Source organism: Paenibacillus sp. Leaf72, from assembly GCF_001422685.1.
Taxonomy (GTDB): domain Bacteria; phylum Bacillota; class Bacilli; order Paenibacillales; family Paenibacillaceae; genus Pristimantibacillus.
The window spans coordinates 967,612-983,437 of sequence record NZ_LMLV01000001.1; the positions used below are offsets into that span (position 1 = coordinate 967,612).

Consider the following 15,826-nt stretch of genomic DNA (forward strand, 5'->3'; position numbering starts at 1 on the left):
TCGGCTATTTTGCCAGCAAATCAATGAGCTTTTTTATAATATGCTGCCTTCCTAACGGTGTCCAGCTCATGACGAACCAGTTAGGAATCGCATGTATATTTCCCTCTTGAATGGCACCTGTCTCCTGCCACGCAGCTGTTTGTGTCATCCGCTTGAATATTTCCTCGCTGCCTGCCAGCACATGATGCTTCTGAATAAACAAATGCTCGGTGTCCAGTACAGGCAACGCTTCCGGCGGAATTTCCAGCCTCCACATCTCTTCAGGCACTTGTCCACCCGGCTTTAGAGCAAGCTCTTTATAAATGAGTTCATTGAGTGGATGGGCTGTTTTTCCTTGAATGCCAACCGCCCGGTGACTAACCTGCATAACCGTAATCCGTTCCTCGCCCATCGAATGATGCAGCAGCCGCTTGGCATCTTCAATGCTTAAATCCAGACGGGTCAGCACCGCTTCGGCTTCACGCTCCCGGTTTACAAGCTCGGCAATTTTCACAAAGTTTCGTTTCCAATCCCACACGGAAAAATCGAGAAAATACGGTGTTGCGATTTGCTTAAAGCTGTCCTTAAGATGCAAATGGTAATGATCTGCAATAATTAAATCGCACTTGGAACGCTTTAGCTCGCTAAGCTGCTCAATCAACTGTTTGCTATACGCCTGTTCCCCTATCCCTGGATATTGAAACAAATCGACGACGCATACAGGCTCGATGCCGATGGACTGCAAATGCTCGTGAAAGCCAAGTGAAGAAGCGACCGCGATTTTCATCGTTCCGCGCTTCATATAAACGGTTGGCGATACGCCGACTAAACGCTGAAACATGCGGCTAAAATAAAACTCACTGCGAAAGCCGACGAAATCAGCCACTTCCTTCACGCGCCGATCTTCCTGATCGAGTATTTGCTTCGCCTTATCCATCCGGATTTGATTTAAATATTCAATAGGGCTTGCGACCTTCATTTTGCGAAAAAGGCGGGAGTAAGCGGTTGTCGTCATTTCGGCAGCCTCAGCCAAATGGTCAATGCTTATTTTCCCCGTATAGTTTTCTTTCATATAAATAATGCTGCGCTCAATTCGCTCATCGCTCGCTTCACGCTGCTCTGGTGCATTTGCAATAATAAAGCTAATAAATTCTTCTAACAGCAGCCGCAAGGAAAAAGCATCCGCCCTCGCTGCCCCTCTGCTTTGGTCATACATATGCAGCAATCGTTGAAGCACCTGCTGCGGCTGGCGAATAGCAATATGGCCCGGCAAAAAAGCGCCAGACAGCGATAATGCTTTTACCCCTTCAAACTTTTTGCCTTCCTTCACGAGCATAACAGGCTGAAAAAAAAGGCCGTAATACGTAATCAGGCTGCAGCGGTCCGGAACATCAATGATCATTCCCGGCACTAATAAATACAGCTCGAAGGGGCGAATTCTGCACAATACGCCATCTATTAAGAGGCTTGCTTCGCCTTCTAAAATAAAACACAGCACATGCACGCCTATCCGATGGCTGCCTGCTCCTTGATGAACGGGAAACTTCCGTTTCCGCAAGGATGAAAATAAATAGAGCTGATTCGTCTTCGAAGAACGCAACGGCATTCGGTTTAGCATCGACCTTTCGTAAAACCGTGACAATTTCTTCTATCGGCCCGCACGCAATTTCACCGCAGCCGGGCTACTATGCGCCCTTTGCATCATCGCCCAGACGCTGCCTTTTGGCTTGATCTGGCTTTTTATTGTCCGTTTTCTGCAAGGCTTTTTTTACAGTGCATTATTGCAAACCGTCATGCTTTCTGTCCTCAAAACCTCATCCGACCATGACAGAGGCGTTAAAATCGGGGCAACAAACAGCCTCCTCATGGCAGGACAAATTTCCGGGCCAACCATTGGTGTCTTTATTGGCGCTCAGCTAGGCCTGTCCTCTGTCTTTTTGGTGATGGGAGGCTTCATGCTGCTCGCCTCTATGCTTGTCTGGTTTCCCGCTGCCCATATTCGGCAGCAAAAACATTTTTCCGCCCAATAAATCAGCGTTTGAAAGGAGCTAATCCAACATGCCGCAAGCTCAAATAAACCAAGTTACTTTATCTAGCCCATCCGTTCAGCTCTCGGAAAAAGAAAGCATCAGCCGCTTGTTAAATGCCTATCTTCGCGAATCGGGGCAATTCGAGCCTAGCGATGTTTCCTTTTTTCATCCTGAAATAACGAAAGTCATTTGGCTCCCGCACACGAAGCTTGGAATCCATGGAACTGTTCTGCATTTGTCTGCGGGCGGCCACCATGTGTTTGGGGAGCACTTTTATACAAAGGAAGCACAGCAGTGGAAAAAAACTCGTTCGCCGAAGTGATTCAGCTTGTGCTGGATGAAATTTGCTTCGCCCAGGCAGACTCAGCGTCTAAATCGCAAAAACGGGCGGAGCTGAAAGCCCTTATTCATAACAGCCAGCAGCGTTTAAATCACTATTTGGCTTATGCCGCTGAGCAGGAGCGCGAACAAGGGGAGCGGCTCCTTGATTTCCGCTATTTGGAGCAGGCGCTACTTTGCGGACATCCCTTTCATCCGACTCCAAAAAGCCTGCAAGGCTTCACCGATAACGATTCACAGGCTTATTCGCCAGAATTCGGCGCCGCCTTCACGCTTCACTGCTTTGCTGCGGCAGCTGAATATATTGCAGAGGATTGGCTTGGCGAACAATCGAATGAGAAGCACTTCGCGTGGATTCCACCTGCGATGAAAGCGGCAGCCGAAGCGAAGCTTGGCGCGGCGAGCGGCGATTATAGGCTTCTGCCTTGCCATCCTTGGCAGGCAGAATATGTACGCAGCCTTGCGCCTGTGCAAAAATTGCTGGAGCAAGGAATGCTTGTAGATTTAGGGGATACCGGGCCACTCGTATACCCGACCTCATCTGTGCGAACGGTATGGAACCCGGAGCAAGCTTGCTTTTACAAGCTGTCGCTGCACATTCGGATTACGAATTTCATTCGTGAGAATACGCCCGAGCAGCTGCTGCGAACGCTTGACGCCTCAAGGGCGATTGATGCTATTCGAGAGGAGTATACGACGGAGTCATTTGCAGCCTGACTGGACAAATTGGCTGCGCCAATATTTGCACTTGTCGATGAAGCCGCTGCTGCATTTATACGCGGAAACGGGCATAAGCCTGGAAGCGCATGTGCAAAATGCGATGCTCCGCTTGCACCAAGGCATGCCCAGCACTTTTTATGTTAGAGATCTTGAGGGCATTAGCATTAACGTTGAATTGGCCAAGCAGCGGGGCTGGATTAACACCTTGCTGCGGGAAGACAGCCCTGTCCTCTATTCCGAGGAGCAGGCGCGCCATCGCTTAAAATATTATTTTTTCGTTAACCATCTCTCTCATCTAATTGCACGAATTTCGTATTATAGCGGGAAGGAAGAGCAGGTGTACTGGGCGATCGCAAGCGACGTGCTGCAAGAAATCAAGCAAGCATCCTCCCATGCGCTTTTGCACAATCTTATTCAAGATTTATTAACCAGCGCTACGCTCCCGGCAAAGGCAAATCTGCTCAGCCGTTTTCACCAGCGCGGCGAAACGCCCTTATATGTGGAAATACCGAATCCAATGCGCATAGATGAAACATAAAATTCGCCTTTTCAATTGTAATTAAATGTGGGAGTTGTTTAATAGACAACTCCCTTTCTCCCTTCCAGCATAGATACATGCTTCGCGGCGCTTTGGGCCATTATCCCCTTAGCTCAGAAAGCTTGAAGGCTGCGGCTGGAGATACCAACAGCCTGCCTCCCAACAACAGAAATGAACAAAGAAGAGGTTAATTACGAGGGGTAAGACGTGTTAACCTGCACATGCGGCTCTTCTGAGCTAAGGGGATAACAGCTGTAAGCAACCGAGAATTAGCAAACGCTAACCGATTGAGCACAAAAAACATACAACCATTAGCAAACCATAAAAACAACAAACAGCTCATTGCTAACTATGCTGCCAGCCCCTTTTATCGCATGCCGCTTGCATTCATTTATCTGCCGATCCACAATGAAAAATCCTCCTCGGTAGCAAGCACGCTGTGAGTCGCCGAAACGGCCTGCTCCGTCCCTCTCGCATAATCGATCCCGCTGCTTGCATAGTCGTAGGAGAGGGTGACTCTCGTTTTTTCCTTCAACGGATTGGCATGGGGAATCGCCGACAACAGCGACTTCGTATACGGATGTACGGGGCGCTCGAAAATATCCTCCGTCGTTCCCGTCTCGACTAAATAGCCTAAATGCAGCACACCGATTCGATCAGAAATATATCTGACCATCGATAAATCATGGGAAATGAACAAAAAGGCTGTGTTTGTTTCCTCTTGAATGCTCTTAAGCAAATTCACAACCTGCGCCTGAATCGACACATCGAGGGCGCTGATCGCCTCATCGGCGATAATAAGCCCCGGCTCCATAATAAGTGCCCGGGCTATGCCTATGCGCTGCCGCTGTCCGCCCGAAAACTGGTGCGGATAACGGTTTGCATGCTCGCGCGACAGCCCTACTTTTTCGAGTATGCGCTCTACCTTCTCTTGGCGCTCCTGCTTCGTTCGGTACAGCTTATGAATGTCCAGCCCCTGCGCAATAATGTCGATTACTTTTTTCCGCGGATTAAGCGAGGCCATCGGATCTTGAAAAATCATCTGCATCTTGGTGCGCAGCAGCGTCTGCTCCTTCTCCCTCAGCGTCCCGGAAATATCCGCACCTTGAAAAGAAATCGCGCCCGCCGTTGGCTCATACAGCCGAATAATCGTTCGCCCAATCGTCGACTTGCCGCTGCCTGACTCTCCTACGAGCCCATAGGTTTCCCCTTTATGGATGTCAAAGGAAACCCCATTTACCGCCTTCACTGTATAATGCTTGCTTACTCTAAAATGCTGCTTCAGATCAGCAACTCGTAAGATGGTTTCTCTTCCCACTCGCTCCCCACCTCCTTCGCCACCTTGCCCGATCTCGCTTTCAGCGTCTCTGACATTTCGATCTTCGGCGCATTCTCATGCAGCAGCCAGGTCGCCGCATAATGCGTGTCCGTAACTTTAAACATGGGCGGCTCCAGCTTAAAATCAATGTTTAGCGCATGGACATTTCGCGGTGCGAACGCATCCCCAGTAATGGGATGAAGCAAATTCGGCGGACTGCCGGGAATCGTGTACAGCTTTTCATTCGGCGAGCCCATGTCCGGCATTGAGGAAAGCAGCCCCCATGTATATGGGTGGCGAGGATCGTAAAAAATTTCTTCCACCGTCCCCCGCTCAATCATTTTTCCCGCGTACATGACCGTCACATAGTCGGCTACCTTCGCAACGACGCCTAAATCATGCGTGATATAGATGACCGAAATGCCCGTTTTCGCTTGAATCGTTTTTATCAGCTCTAAAATTTTAGCCTGAATCGTCACATCAAGCGCTGTCGTTGGCTCATCGCAAATGAGCACCTCCGGGTCGCAGGCGAGCATTATCGCTATGACGACACGCTGACGCATGCCGCCGGACAGCTGATGCGGGTAGCATTTCATTCGCTTCTCAGGATCGCTTATACCAACGAGATGCAGCAGTTCCAGCGCTCGCTTGCGCGCTTCGGAGCGGTTTTTTCTCAAATGGATGATCATGCTTTCCATAATTTGATTGCCAACGGTCATCGTCGGATTCAGCGACGTCATCGGATCTTGAAACACCATGGCGATTCGCCTGCCATTGATTTGCGAGCGCATTTCCTTTTGTGACAGCTTAAGCAGATCCTGAGTCACACGCTTGCCTTTATCCTCATAGTGAAAAAGGATAGAGCCGGCATTAATTTGCCCATTGCTGCTCAAGATGCGCATGATTGCCTTTACCGTAACGGACTTTCCGCTGCCAGATTCCCCAACAATCGCGACCGTTTCCCCTTTGCGCAATTCAAGATCCACTCCGCGTATGGCATTTACGAGCCCACTCGCCGTTTGAAACGAGATCGATAAATTACGGATTGAAAGCACCGTTTCGCTCATCTGCTTCCCCCTCCTAGCTTTCTTTCATTTTCGGATCAAGCGCATCGCGCAGCCCGTCTGCGAGCAGATTGAAGCTCAGCATCAGCAGCGCCAGTACAACGACCGGGGCGACAATCATATACGGATAAATCGTCATCGACTTGAAGCTTTCGCTAATGAGCGAGCCTAATGACGCCATGGGCTGAGGAATGCCCAGACCGATAAACGCCAGAAAAGCTTCGGTAAAGATCGCGCTAGGAACTGAAAACATCGACATAATAATGATTTGCCCGAAAATATTCGGTAAAATATCTTTGAAAATAATACGGAAATGACCCGCCCCGAGCGTTCGGGACGCGAGCACAAACTCCTGTTCCTTCAGCTTTAAAATTTGCGCCCGTGCTACCCGGCTCATCCCAATCCAGCCTGTAATCATTAAGGCGAGCGTTATCGTTACAAACCCCGGCTTTAGCACGACAATGAGCAGCGTCACAATGACCAAATTCGGGATGCCACTTAAAATTTCAATAAATCGCTGCATGACATTGTCAACCGAACGGCCGAAATAACCGGAAACAAGGCCATAACACATGCCGATCATCATATCTACTGCAACGGCAATTACCGCAATGTACAAGGAAATGCGCGTCCCCTCCCAGGTACGGGTCCATAAATCGCGCCCCAACGTATCGGTGCCGAAAATATAATAAACATCGGTCAGCCCTTTCTCCTCGTACACATGAACCCCATGGGCTACTCCATTAAAAATAAAAAAGGTATCCAAGCCTTCAATGCGCGGAGGCAAGCTTTTATGCTTAATATGGATTGATTTATACGTGTGCTCATTCATCATCGGCCCGAAGGCGGCGAAAAAAGAAATGATAATAATAATGACTAGGCCAATAACCGCACCTTTATTCACCTTAAACCGCAGGAAGGCATCCCTCCCATACGACTGGCTCGTATAGGTATGATCGATTTGCGCGCGCTCGCTATTGCCAGCAAGTTCGAAGTCGCCACCTGTACCTGTATAAGATTGAACCGGATTACCCATGCTTCTCCCCCTTCGCCAAACGAATGCGCGGATCGATGACGCCATATAAAATATCTACAGCCAGCATAATCGCAATAAACATCATGCTGTAAAGGAAGGATACGGCGATGATGACGTTGTAGTCATTGATTTGAATCGCCGTCACGAGCAAACTGCCGATGCCGGGAATGGCGAAAATCTGCTCAATAACGAGACTGCCGGTCATTAAAGCGACAACGAGCGGCGCCAGCACCGTAATAATGGGAATGAGCGCATTACGCAGCGCATGAACAATAATCAGCCTCACGCTTCCCACTCCCTTGCTCTCCGATAGCCGTATGTATTCTGAGCTAAGCACTTCAATCATTTCAGAGCGAGTAAAACGGGCAACGGTCGCAATCGTAAACATCGAAAGGGCAATCGTTGGCAGCACGGTAGACACAAACGGCGATGCAGAGCTATATAAGAGCGGAAACCACTTGAGCTTCCATCCCAAAAAATACGACAGGGCAAGGGCAAATACATAAGAGGGAAAGCTGACACCAATGACCGAAACAAAAGTCGTCAGGCTGTCGGCAAAGCTATTGTGCTTAAGAGCGGCTACAATGCCGAGAAGCAATCCAATCGCCGTTCCCAGCAGCACGGCCTGAAACCCGATTTGTATGGATACAGGCAGGCGCGCCTCCAGCATGGCGGAAATCGGCATATTTTTCTGAATGACATAGGAAACTCCGAAATCACCGCTCAGCATCGCTTTAATATAATGGACAAAGCGATTAAACACGGGCTGATCCAGGCCATATTTGGCATCCAGCACGGCCCGCTGCGCCTGGGTGATTTTCTCATCGTTAAACGGCGAGCCCGGCATAATCTCCAGCATAAGGAAGAGCATCAGCAAAATAACGAGCAAAGTCACAACGGCTAAGCCTAATCTTTTTAACACATAGTTTCTCAATCGTTTCACCTCTCAAGCGTAAACGGCTGTCGCCGTCCTCTGGCGGCCAAGCTATCGTTTCGCGATGAAATGCCGGATCACAGCTGCTTGAACTTCCGCTTCTGCGATCCGGCCCTTCAAGGAAACAGCCCGTTATTGTTTGTCAGCTAATTTGTAAGAAATACTGCCACCTATAGCGCCAAGATTAATACCGGTTACCTCCGGTTTAATTAAAATGGCGTTGCCCTTCTGATACACAGGGAAAATAACCGCTTCCTCCAGCACTTTCGCTTCCAGCTGCTTTAACGCTTCCCACCGTTCCTCAGGCTTGCTGGCCAGATCGCCTCTGCTCACCCGATCCGCGAGCTCATCATAGGCTTTCTCGCTCCATTTGCCAAAATTGTTCGGATTGTCCGTCGTCCACATCGCCAAATAGGTCATCGGATCGTTATAATCTGGCCCCCATCTGGTCAGGCCCACTTCATATTCGCCGTTGTACATCAGCTCGACGCGATTTTTCTTCGGCTGGGACTTGAGCGCGAAGGTTACGCCAGGCAGCGCTGTCTCAATTTCTGACTGAATGAACTGCGACACCAGCGTCGCGGATTCCGTATCCTCAAACAGCAGCTCCAGCTCAATGGCATCAATGCCAAGCTCGGCTTTCGCTTTTTCCCAATATTTCAGTGCTTCTTCTTTATTGCCTGATGGATAGCTGCCTGCCGTTTCCCGGAAGTCCTTCCCATCCGGCCCGGTCGCCAAAAACTGCGGAACGGCAAAATCAGCTACGATGGAGCCATCCTTCAATATTTCATCCACGACCGCTGTTTTGTCATAAGCAAGCGAGAGCGCCTTGCGCAAATTGACATTTTCAAGACCGGGAACCTTCTGATTCGGTGACAAATACCATAAGAAGCCTGTCAGCACGCTATGGTATTCCGAACTTTGCTGATAGTTTGCAATTTGTTCGCCAGAGAGGGCGACGTAATCGATGTCTCCATTTTCGTAGGCAAGGACAGATTGCTGTGTATCTTTAATAATTTTATAGTTCAGGCCATCCAGCTTTACACTGGCTGCATCATAGTATTCGTTATTTTTTTCCAAATAAAAGGTTGTTCCGCCGACCTCCCATGTCTTCAGCTTGAACGGGCCATTGGCCAGCAGCGCTTCTGGAGTCAATGCATATTCCGTGCCTTTCTCCTTCAAGAAGGCTTCATTTACAGGAAAGAAAGAAGGAAAGGCGATTATAGAGTTAAAGAAAGGAATGGGGCGTTCAAGCTCCACCGTCAGCGTCTTGTCATCAACAGCCTTTACGCCAAGCTCGTCGAAGCTTTTCTCGCCGGCAATGATGGCATCGGCATTTTTCAAACCGGCTACTCCTGCGATGAAGCTGTATTCACTAGCCGTTTCCGGATTAACAAGGCGCTTCCATGCAAATTCAAAATCATGCGCTGTAACCGGAGTGCCATTGGACCACTTCGCATCTCGCAGCGTAAACGTATAATGGAGGCCGTCCTCGCTCAAATCTACCTTTGCAGCTAGAGCCAGTTGGGGCACGCGATCCTCATCAATCGTATACAAGCCTTCTGTTGTAGCGGCAATCACTTCGAAGGACAGCCCGTCTGTCGCAATGGCGGAATCCATCGACGCAAGCTCCACATCTTTCCCCAAATTAAGCACCTTCAGTGGTGATGGACTTGCTTCTGGCGCCAGGCTCTCTGAAGGGGCACTAGAGCTTTCAGCTGAAGCGGGCGTCGTACCCGAGCTCTGCTTTGCGCTTGTGCAGCCTGCTAATAATAAAAGGACCGAAAATAGGGCGATTGTTATCTTTACTTTTTTCAACAAGGTTTCCTCCCCAAATGCTAGAAATAAAAAGGAATCTCATTCCATGTAAAATTCAGGATGTTTCAACCTTTTTATGCATTATACAAGTCGATTTTTTTAAAGTCAACTAATCTTATCGGAATTATAAAATTAATTGATATAACGATAGAAAAATCAAATAACCCCTATCTCGGCAGCGAGACAGGGGAATTAGACAAGCCATTCAATGATTACTTAACCAGGCTCACACCAGCGGGCAAGTCCTGCATTGACCGCCTCCAGCGGCGCCGTTTCTGTACGGTCAATCGCCCACGCAATATAGCCATCTGGGCGAATCAATGCCGTATGGACATTTTCCCAATCGGTAGCCGCTTCTGCTATAGAAGCTTGCACGCCTTCCACATGTCCATATTTCTCCCAGTCGACTAGCTCGCCAAATTGGGGATCACCCGCAAGGTGTAGCAATACATAGGAGCCAGCATGCATGAGCTTATAAGATTTCAGAAGAGAGCCGCTCTCCAGCCTCAACGTAAGCTCCGAGAATCGGCGTCCATTCAGGGCATGCGGCGGAGAGTGCGGGTCGGGCGCATAGCCCACATTAAAGGCTGAAATTTGGTCAGACAGCAACGCATTGGCTTCGGGAATTTGCAGAAGGGATGACATTAGCTTTCTTAATTCCATTACGCCCGGAAGCTGTCTAATTAATAGAGCCTGCGCTTCGGTATTGCGGAGCAGCGCCGTGCTGACAGGGTAACGTTCCTCATGATAGCTATCCAAAAGCCAGTCCGGGGCCCAGCCATTCAGCTTGGCAGCCAGCTTCCAGCCCAAATTCACAGCCTCTTGCAAACCGACATTCATCCCCTGCCCTCCTGCTGGGAGATGAATATGCGCCGCATCTCCGGCCAGGAAAACCCGGTTTTTGCTAAAATGCTCAGCCTGGCGAGTTGCATTGCCGAATCGCGAGAGCCACTGCGCTTCTCGAATACCAAAATCTTGTCCATAAACACGCAGCATGCTGGACTTCAGTTCATCCAGTGTTACTGGTTCATCTTTAGGAATCGCCATCCGCTCGGTATCAAACACAATAACCCGGTAAATGTGCTTAGTCACAGGTACAATCATGATGCCGCCCTGCTCCGTAAATTGGGATACGGTTTTTCCTGGCTCAAGATCGGGCAGTTTGACGTCTCCAAGCATACAGGTAAAAGTAGCATCCGTTCCTAGAAATGCGATCCCCAGTTGTTTGCGGACAAGGCTCCCCCCGCCATCAGCGCCCACAGCGTATTCAGAAGTCAGCCTATATTCCCCTTCCGCTCCTATCGCCGTCACTTCAACACCTTCGTCGTGCTGGCGGATCGATTTCACTTCCGTTTCCCGGAAAATAGCTACCCCTAGCACTTTTGCCCGTTCCTCCAGCAGCTTCTCGGTTTCACTTTGCGCCAGAAATAATGTATAGTTCGAGGCTGAATCCAAAATCGAAAAATCCAACGGCGTTGGGAGGCCGGCAAAATGCCCTCTTGGAATCGGCCTCCCCCTCTCCAGCAGTTCCGGCGTCATGCCTCGCATATCTAAAATCTCCAATGTGCGAGGATGAATGGTTAATGCCCGGGAATAAGGCGTTGTTTCCTTCAACCGCTCCAGCAAGCACACCTTTACATTAGCTAATGCCAGTTCAGAGGCTACCATCAAGCCGACCGGTCCACCTCCTACCACAATTACGCCATAATGCATCTTTCATCACACCTTTCCATCGATTATTCATCAGGTTTGCTCCGTTATCTTTGCAATGCTTTGCTCATAAAAACCGATCAAATCCAGCAGAAACCGCTTGACCACTTCAAGCTCGGCCTCGCTATAGGCATGCAAAATCCCCATAAATTGCGCTTGCGCCTTATCATGTATCTCTTCATGAATGGCATACAGCTGCTTGCCCGGCGAGGTCAGACGAAAAAAAACTTCCTTTTTGTTGTCGTTTAATTGTGTCCTACGTACCCAGCCGTTTTTGAGAAGGCGATTCGTCACCTTGGAGATATTTCCTTTGCTCAGTGCCATTTTATCAGCAATTGCCGTCAAATTAAGCGGCTCATGCTGCCCGATGCAGGCTACCACATGAATCTCCGTCATATTAAGCGGCGTATCGAATTCAATGCTTTTGCGCAGCTCCTGTAAAAACAAGCTACCTTCCTCCTGCTCAAACTGCTCCTGCTGATGCAGCAGCTTTATCAGCATTTCATAAACATATTGCTTGTTCATTTGATGTTTTTCCACGCGTAACCCATCCTTTTTAGCTTCACTCCTTTCAGTATAACGCATAAATTGTTTCAAAGGAAACAATTTGACCAATAAAAAATGTCCCGCAGCAGCAGATTACAGAACGGTTAGTTTCTTTTCAGCAGGTGTCCGGGTCTTCGCTTTCGGAATTTTATCATAATAGCCCATATGCAGTATACCGACTATTCGCTCTCCCGGCTTGACGCCGATGCCTTCACAAAACAACGGAGAATGGATACATTCAAGCGTCGACCAAACCATCCCAATCCCTTGCTCCCAAGCGAGCAGTTGAAAATTTTGGATAAGGCAGCTGACAGCCGCAAAATCCTCCTCCTGCTTATGGGCATCTTTGTCTGCTTTCATCACAACAATTAAAAAGGCCGGGGTTTTGCTGTAATGCTGCGACATCATTTGCTTCATCTTTCCTGGCATCAGCTTAAGGCGCTTCAGATGGGACATCGATTCCATCATGAGATCGACCATCCTGGCTTTGGCCTCCATACGCTCGGCTGCAATAAAGCGCCAAGGCTCCCGCAATCCATGATTAGGTGCCCACACGGCATCATTTAACAATTGGAGAAGCAGCTCCGTCGCAATCGGTTTATCGTTAAACTGCCGAATGCTCCGCCTTTCACGAATCGTAACTGCAATGCTCATTGACATGCCCCTCCTTTCCTTTTATTTTTCGATCCAGAAATTTTGTTTCGAAGGAAACAATCCAACTATAGAAAGAGAATTAAATTCCGAAACCTCGTGTAAATTGTTTCCCTTGAAACAATTTAATCACAACTATCTGCCATTCGTCAATAAAGGGTTGAAACTGGTCGCCGCGCCAAAACCTATCGCTCCATTCCGCAATCAAAAAAACAAGAAGTGTCTTCAAACCGCTAAACCACTAAACGAGGGATTGATAGCGTGATTCCAGCCGTTCTAGACGGATAAGCCGCTTTTGCCCTATCATCGTTTGTGAATCGCCCTGTTTGAAGACACTCCCTAGCTAACTTCATTTTTTGATCATGACAGAGGCATTAGGAAGGATCGTCAGCTTCCGGTTCACCGAATACCGGATTCCCATCCTCATCCCAGTCGATTTTTTTTATTCTGGCATGGCGATTGGGGTCATACAGTGGATTGCCCACAATCTCCTTATAGCTCCGCGCATGATAGACAAGCACATTCTCCAGCCCGTCCTCCGCAACCGTGAAGCAGCTATGTCCAGGTCCGTATTGCCCTGTCTGCTCGCTCGTCTGAAACACCGGCTGTGGCGATTTGCTCCAAGCAGCCGCATCAAGCGGATCACAGTCCGCATTTGCTGTCAGAAGTCCCATGCAATAATGATGATCCGTTGCGCTTGCGGAATAGGTGATAAACAGCTTGCCGTTTCGCGCTAGCACGGCTGGCCCTTCGTTCACCTTGAAGCCTATGATTTCCCATGAAAGCTCCGGCTTCGTCAGAAGCACCTGCTCGCCGCGCAGCGTCCAAGGATTTTCCAGCTCTGAAATATACAAATTGGAATTGCCTGCAATATGCGGCGCTTTCTGCGCCCATACCAGATACTGCTTGCCCTTATGAGAGAAGCTGGTCGCATCAAGCGCGAACGTGTCCCAGGCGGTATGGATTTTTCCCTTCTCCGTCCAATTGCCTTCCAGCGGATTGGACGAAGCATTTTCAAGGACAAACATGCGATGGTTGAATAAGCCGTCAACGATTTCCTCGGAAGGCGCCGCCGCGAAATAGATGTACCATTTTTCTTCAATGAAATGAATTTCTGGTGCCCAGATTAGAGCGCTCATTGGCCCCATGTCCGGCTTCGTCCATACAACGACTGGCGTACTTTCGGCAAGCTCCGTCAGCCCCTTTGCCCTGCGCAGCTCAATTCGGTCGAATTCAGGCACGGATGCTGTAAAATAATAATATCCGTCCGAATGCCGGTAAATCCACGGGTCCGCTCTTTGTTCGATAAAGGGATTAGGAAAAAGCTGTTTATTTACTGGATTAGCTGCATCTTTCATCGTTGTGAGCCTCATTTCGTCGTTAGCCTTTTACCGCGCCCGCCGTTACGCCGCCAATAATATAGCGCTGAGCGAATCCGTAGAAGATCATAATAGGAATCATGGACAGGATAATAGCTGCGAATGCCATATTCACCTGAGACGTATATTCGCCGAAAAACTGGAATTGCACGAGCGGCAGCGTGGAAACCGCTTTTTTCTGCACAAGCACCATAGAAACAACAAAATCGTTCCACGCCCCCAGGGCGCTAAGTACGATGATCGTCATGTTAATAGGCTTCAGCAGCGGAAAAATAATACTAAAAAACGTACGATACCGTGAAGCTCCGTCCAGCAAAGCCGACTCCTCCAGCTCCCTCGGAACCGTCTTGATAAAGCCGACATAAAGGAAGCAAAAATAACCGATTTGCACGCCCGTCAACGAGGTGATGAGCCCCGGCAGCGTATTCAAAATATGAAGGTCCGCCCAGGTTTTGTATAGCGGAAACATCAGCACCTGAAACGGCAGCATAATGCTCGACATAAATAAATAATAGAAAAACGTATAAAAGCGGTTATTGTTTCGGGCAATGACGTAAGCTCCCATGGAACAGACGAGAATCGTCAGAGCAACCGTCGCCGACGTTGTCACCACACTGTTGCGCAGCGCAAGGAAAAAGTTGGAGGCTTCAATAGCATCCGCATAATTGCTCCATGAAATGTGCTTGGGAAAGCTGAGCGGACTTTCGGCCGTCTCCATCGGCGTCTTAATGGAATAGACGATTGCGATATAGAAGGGGAACAAGAACAGCAGGCCGATTGCATAAAGGATAGCAATGCGAATTCGTTCCACCCACTTAGAGCGCTTGGTTGCTCGCGATGTGTTCAATATTCCACCTCCCTTCTGCGGAAATAGCCGGTAACGAGAACGGTAATAAAGAGAATGAACGCGAAAAGCACAATGGCGGACATCTGCCCGTAGCCTGCCTTGAAATAAGGGAATTCGTAATTGTAGACATACATAGCCATCGTCTGGGAAGACGTTCCTGGACCGCCTTTTGTCGCAACCATCGAATAATCAAATTGCCTCAACCCCGTACCGAGCCACAAAGGAATGCAATACGTAAAGGCAGGCATCAGCAATGGGATTGTAATGCTGCGGAACTGCTGTACGATGCCAGCGCCATCAATGCGGGCCGATTCATACATGTCTTTGGGAATGGTTTGCAGGCCCGCATAATAGATGACCATCGCAAGACCTACCTCTTTCCAGACAGCAATGATGACAATGCCCAGCATGGCAGTTGAAGGATTGCCAAGCAGACCGCTATCGGTGTGGAATAAAATCGGATAAATATCACTGTAAATATAGCGCCAAATAATGGAGGCCAACACAAGGCTGATGACCATCGGCATAAAAATGAACGTCTTTAACAGGTTGACCCCTTTGAATTTGGTATTGAGCGCCACGGCTAGCAAAAGACCCAATACGTTGACGAGAAACGTCGTGGAAAAAGCGAAAAACAACGTATTTTTAATCGGCTCGATAGCATCGGTGTCGCTGAACAGCAGCTTGAGGTTGCGCAAGCCAACATAGTCATAGGTTGGGCTGATGCCATCCCAATTGGTAAACGCAATGTTCAGCCCGCGGAAAAAGGGGAAAATGACAACTAAAGAAAAAAATAAAAGAGCCGGAATCAGGAACGTAAAGGTTACGAGGTTTTTTTTGTATAGTCTCTTCATCCACTCACCGCCAAATCTTTAATAAGAATGTAGAGCTTTTCGGCGCCCCTATACGATTCAAGC

The 15,826-nt window shown here is 48.8% G+C and carries 15 protein-coding genes and 1 pseudogene; 4 read left to right on the forward strand and 12 right to left on the reverse strand.

Annotation, left to right across the window (positions count from 1 at the left end):
• Positions 1–4 precede the first annotated feature (4 nt).
• On the reverse strand, positions 5–1,585 hold the full coding sequence (locus ASF12_RS04270; RefSeq protein ID WP_056029972.1) for an AraC family transcriptional regulator: 1,581 nt from the start codon (positions 1,583–1,585) through the stop codon (positions 5–7).
• Positions 1,586–1,670: 85 nt separating this feature from the next.
• Here ASF12_RS04270 and ASF12_RS04275 point away from each other — a divergent pair.
• From ASF12_RS04275 to ASF12_RS04290, 4 genes and pseudogenes are all read left to right on the forward strand, one after another.
• A pseudogene (locus ASF12_RS04275) lies at positions 1,671–2,009 on the forward strand (MFS transporter); the annotation flags it as partial.
• A gap of 28 nt (positions 2,010–2,037) precedes the next feature.
• Positions 2,038–2,331, forward strand: a complete 294-nt coding sequence (locus tag ASF12_RS35010) for a hypothetical protein (RefSeq protein ID WP_056029981.1) — start codon at positions 2,038–2,040, stop codon at positions 2,329–2,331.
• The gene (locus ASF12_RS04285) at positions 2,304–3,065 is read left to right on the forward strand and encodes an IucA/IucC family protein (RefSeq protein ID WP_056029984.1); all 762 of its coding nucleotides are present in this window, start codon (positions 2,304–2,306) and stop codon (positions 3,063–3,065) included. The genes ASF12_RS35010 and ASF12_RS04285 overlap by 28 nt, the downstream gene beginning before the upstream one ends.
• Entirely contained in the window at positions 3,055–3,606 is a 552-nt protein-coding gene (locus tag ASF12_RS04290) for an IucA/IucC family C-terminal-domain containing protein (RefSeq protein WP_056029986.1), read from the forward strand. Before ASF12_RS04285 ends, ASF12_RS04290 begins: the two co-directional genes overlap by 11 nt.
• 391 nt (positions 3,607–3,997) lie before the next feature.
• On the opposite strand, the gene ASF12_RS04295 is transcribed toward ASF12_RS04290, so the two are convergent.
• From ASF12_RS04295 to ASF12_RS04345, 11 genes are all read right to left on the reverse strand, one after another.
• On the reverse strand, positions 3,998–4,924 hold the full coding sequence (locus ASF12_RS04295) for an ABC transporter ATP-binding protein (protein WP_056029987.1): 927 nt from the start codon (positions 4,922–4,924) through the stop codon (positions 3,998–4,000).
• Positions 4,888–5,991, reverse strand: a complete 1,104-nt coding sequence (locus ASF12_RS04300) for an ABC transporter ATP-binding protein (RefSeq protein ID WP_056029990.1) — start codon at positions 5,989–5,991, stop codon at positions 4,888–4,890. The genes ASF12_RS04295 and ASF12_RS04300 overlap by 37 nt, the downstream gene beginning before the upstream one ends.
• A 13-nt stretch (positions 5,992–6,004) precedes the next feature.
• A complete protein-coding gene (opp3C, locus tag ASF12_RS04305; RefSeq protein ID WP_056029992.1) occupies positions 6,005–7,024 on the reverse strand; it encodes an oligopeptide ABC transporter permease in 1,020 nt (339 codons plus the stop codon).
• Entirely contained in the window at positions 7,017–7,958 is a 942-nt protein-coding gene (locus tag ASF12_RS04310) for an ABC transporter permease (RefSeq protein ID WP_056029995.1), read from the reverse strand. The genes opp3C and ASF12_RS04310 overlap by 8 nt, the downstream gene beginning before the upstream one ends.
• A gap of 132 nt (positions 7,959–8,090) precedes the next feature.
• The gene (locus ASF12_RS04315; protein WP_056030000.1) at positions 8,091–9,776 is read right to left on the reverse strand and encodes a peptide ABC transporter substrate-binding protein; all 1,686 of its coding nucleotides are present in this window, start codon (positions 9,774–9,776) and stop codon (positions 8,091–8,093) included.
• A 216-nt stretch (positions 9,777–9,992) separates the two neighbouring features.
• Positions 9,993–11,489: a monooxygenase gene (locus tag ASF12_RS04320; protein ID WP_056030003.1), complete on the reverse strand. Its 1,497-nt coding sequence runs from the start codon at positions 11,487–11,489 to the stop codon at positions 9,993–9,995.
• Between the two features lie 30 nt (positions 11,490–11,519).
• A complete protein-coding gene (locus ASF12_RS04325; protein WP_056030006.1) occupies positions 11,520–12,026 on the reverse strand; it encodes a MarR family transcriptional regulator in 507 nt (168 codons plus the stop codon).
• Positions 12,027–12,125: 99 nt separating this feature from the next.
• Positions 12,126–12,686, reverse strand: coding sequence for a nitroreductase family protein (locus ASF12_RS04330; RefSeq protein ID WP_056030009.1), 561 nt, complete (start codon positions 12,684–12,686; stop codon positions 12,126–12,128).
• 371 nt (positions 12,687–13,057) lie between these two features.
• On the reverse strand, positions 13,058–14,041 hold the full coding sequence (locus tag ASF12_RS04335) for a glycoside hydrolase family 43 protein (RefSeq protein WP_056030012.1): 984 nt from the start codon (positions 14,039–14,041) through the stop codon (positions 13,058–13,060).
• A gap of 22 nt (positions 14,042–14,063) precedes the next feature.
• Positions 14,064–14,909 (reverse strand): carbohydrate ABC transporter permease, encoded by an 846-nt coding sequence (locus ASF12_RS04340; RefSeq protein ID WP_056030015.1) that lies wholly within the window; start codon positions 14,907–14,909, stop codon positions 14,064–14,066.
• Complete coding sequence (locus tag ASF12_RS04345) at positions 14,906–15,763, reverse strand: carbohydrate ABC transporter permease (RefSeq protein ID WP_056030017.1); 858 nt, start codon at positions 15,761–15,763, stop codon at positions 14,906–14,908. The genes ASF12_RS04340 and ASF12_RS04345 overlap by 4 nt, the downstream gene beginning before the upstream one ends.
• Between the last annotated feature and the right edge of the window lie 63 nt (positions 15,764–15,826).

Bases quoted from the DNA above. Each gene is read 5' to 3' on its own strand.
- ASF12_RS04270 (WP_056029972.1), bottom strand. From the start codon at position 1,585: ATGCCGTTGCGTTCTTCGAAGACGAATCAGCTCTATTTATTTTCATCC.
- ASF12_RS04345 (WP_056030017.1), bottom strand. From the start codon at position 15,763: ATGAAGAGACTATACAAAAAAAACCTCGTAACCTTTACGTTCCTGATT.
- ASF12_RS35010 (WP_056029981.1), top strand. From the start codon at position 2,038: ATGCCGCAAGCTCAAATAAACCAAGTTACTTTATCTAGCCCATCCGTT.
- ASF12_RS04330 (WP_056030009.1), bottom strand. From the start codon at position 12,686: ATGAGCATTGCAGTTACGATTCGTGAAAGGCGGAGCATTCGGCAGTTT.
- ASF12_RS04300 (WP_056029990.1), bottom strand. From the start codon at position 5,991: ATGAGCGAAACGGTGCTTTCAATCCGTAATTTATCGATCTCGTTTCAA.
- opp3C (WP_056029992.1), bottom strand. From the start codon at position 7,024: ATGGGTAATCCGGTTCAATCTTATACAGGTACAGGTGGCGACTTCGAA.
- ASF12_RS04335 (WP_056030012.1), bottom strand. From the start codon at position 14,041: ATGAAAGATGCAGCTAATCCAGTAAATAAACAGCTTTTTCCTAATCCC.
- ASF12_RS04320 (WP_056030003.1), bottom strand. From the start codon at position 11,489: ATGCATTATGGCGTAATTGTGGTAGGAGGTGGACCGGTCGGCTTGATG.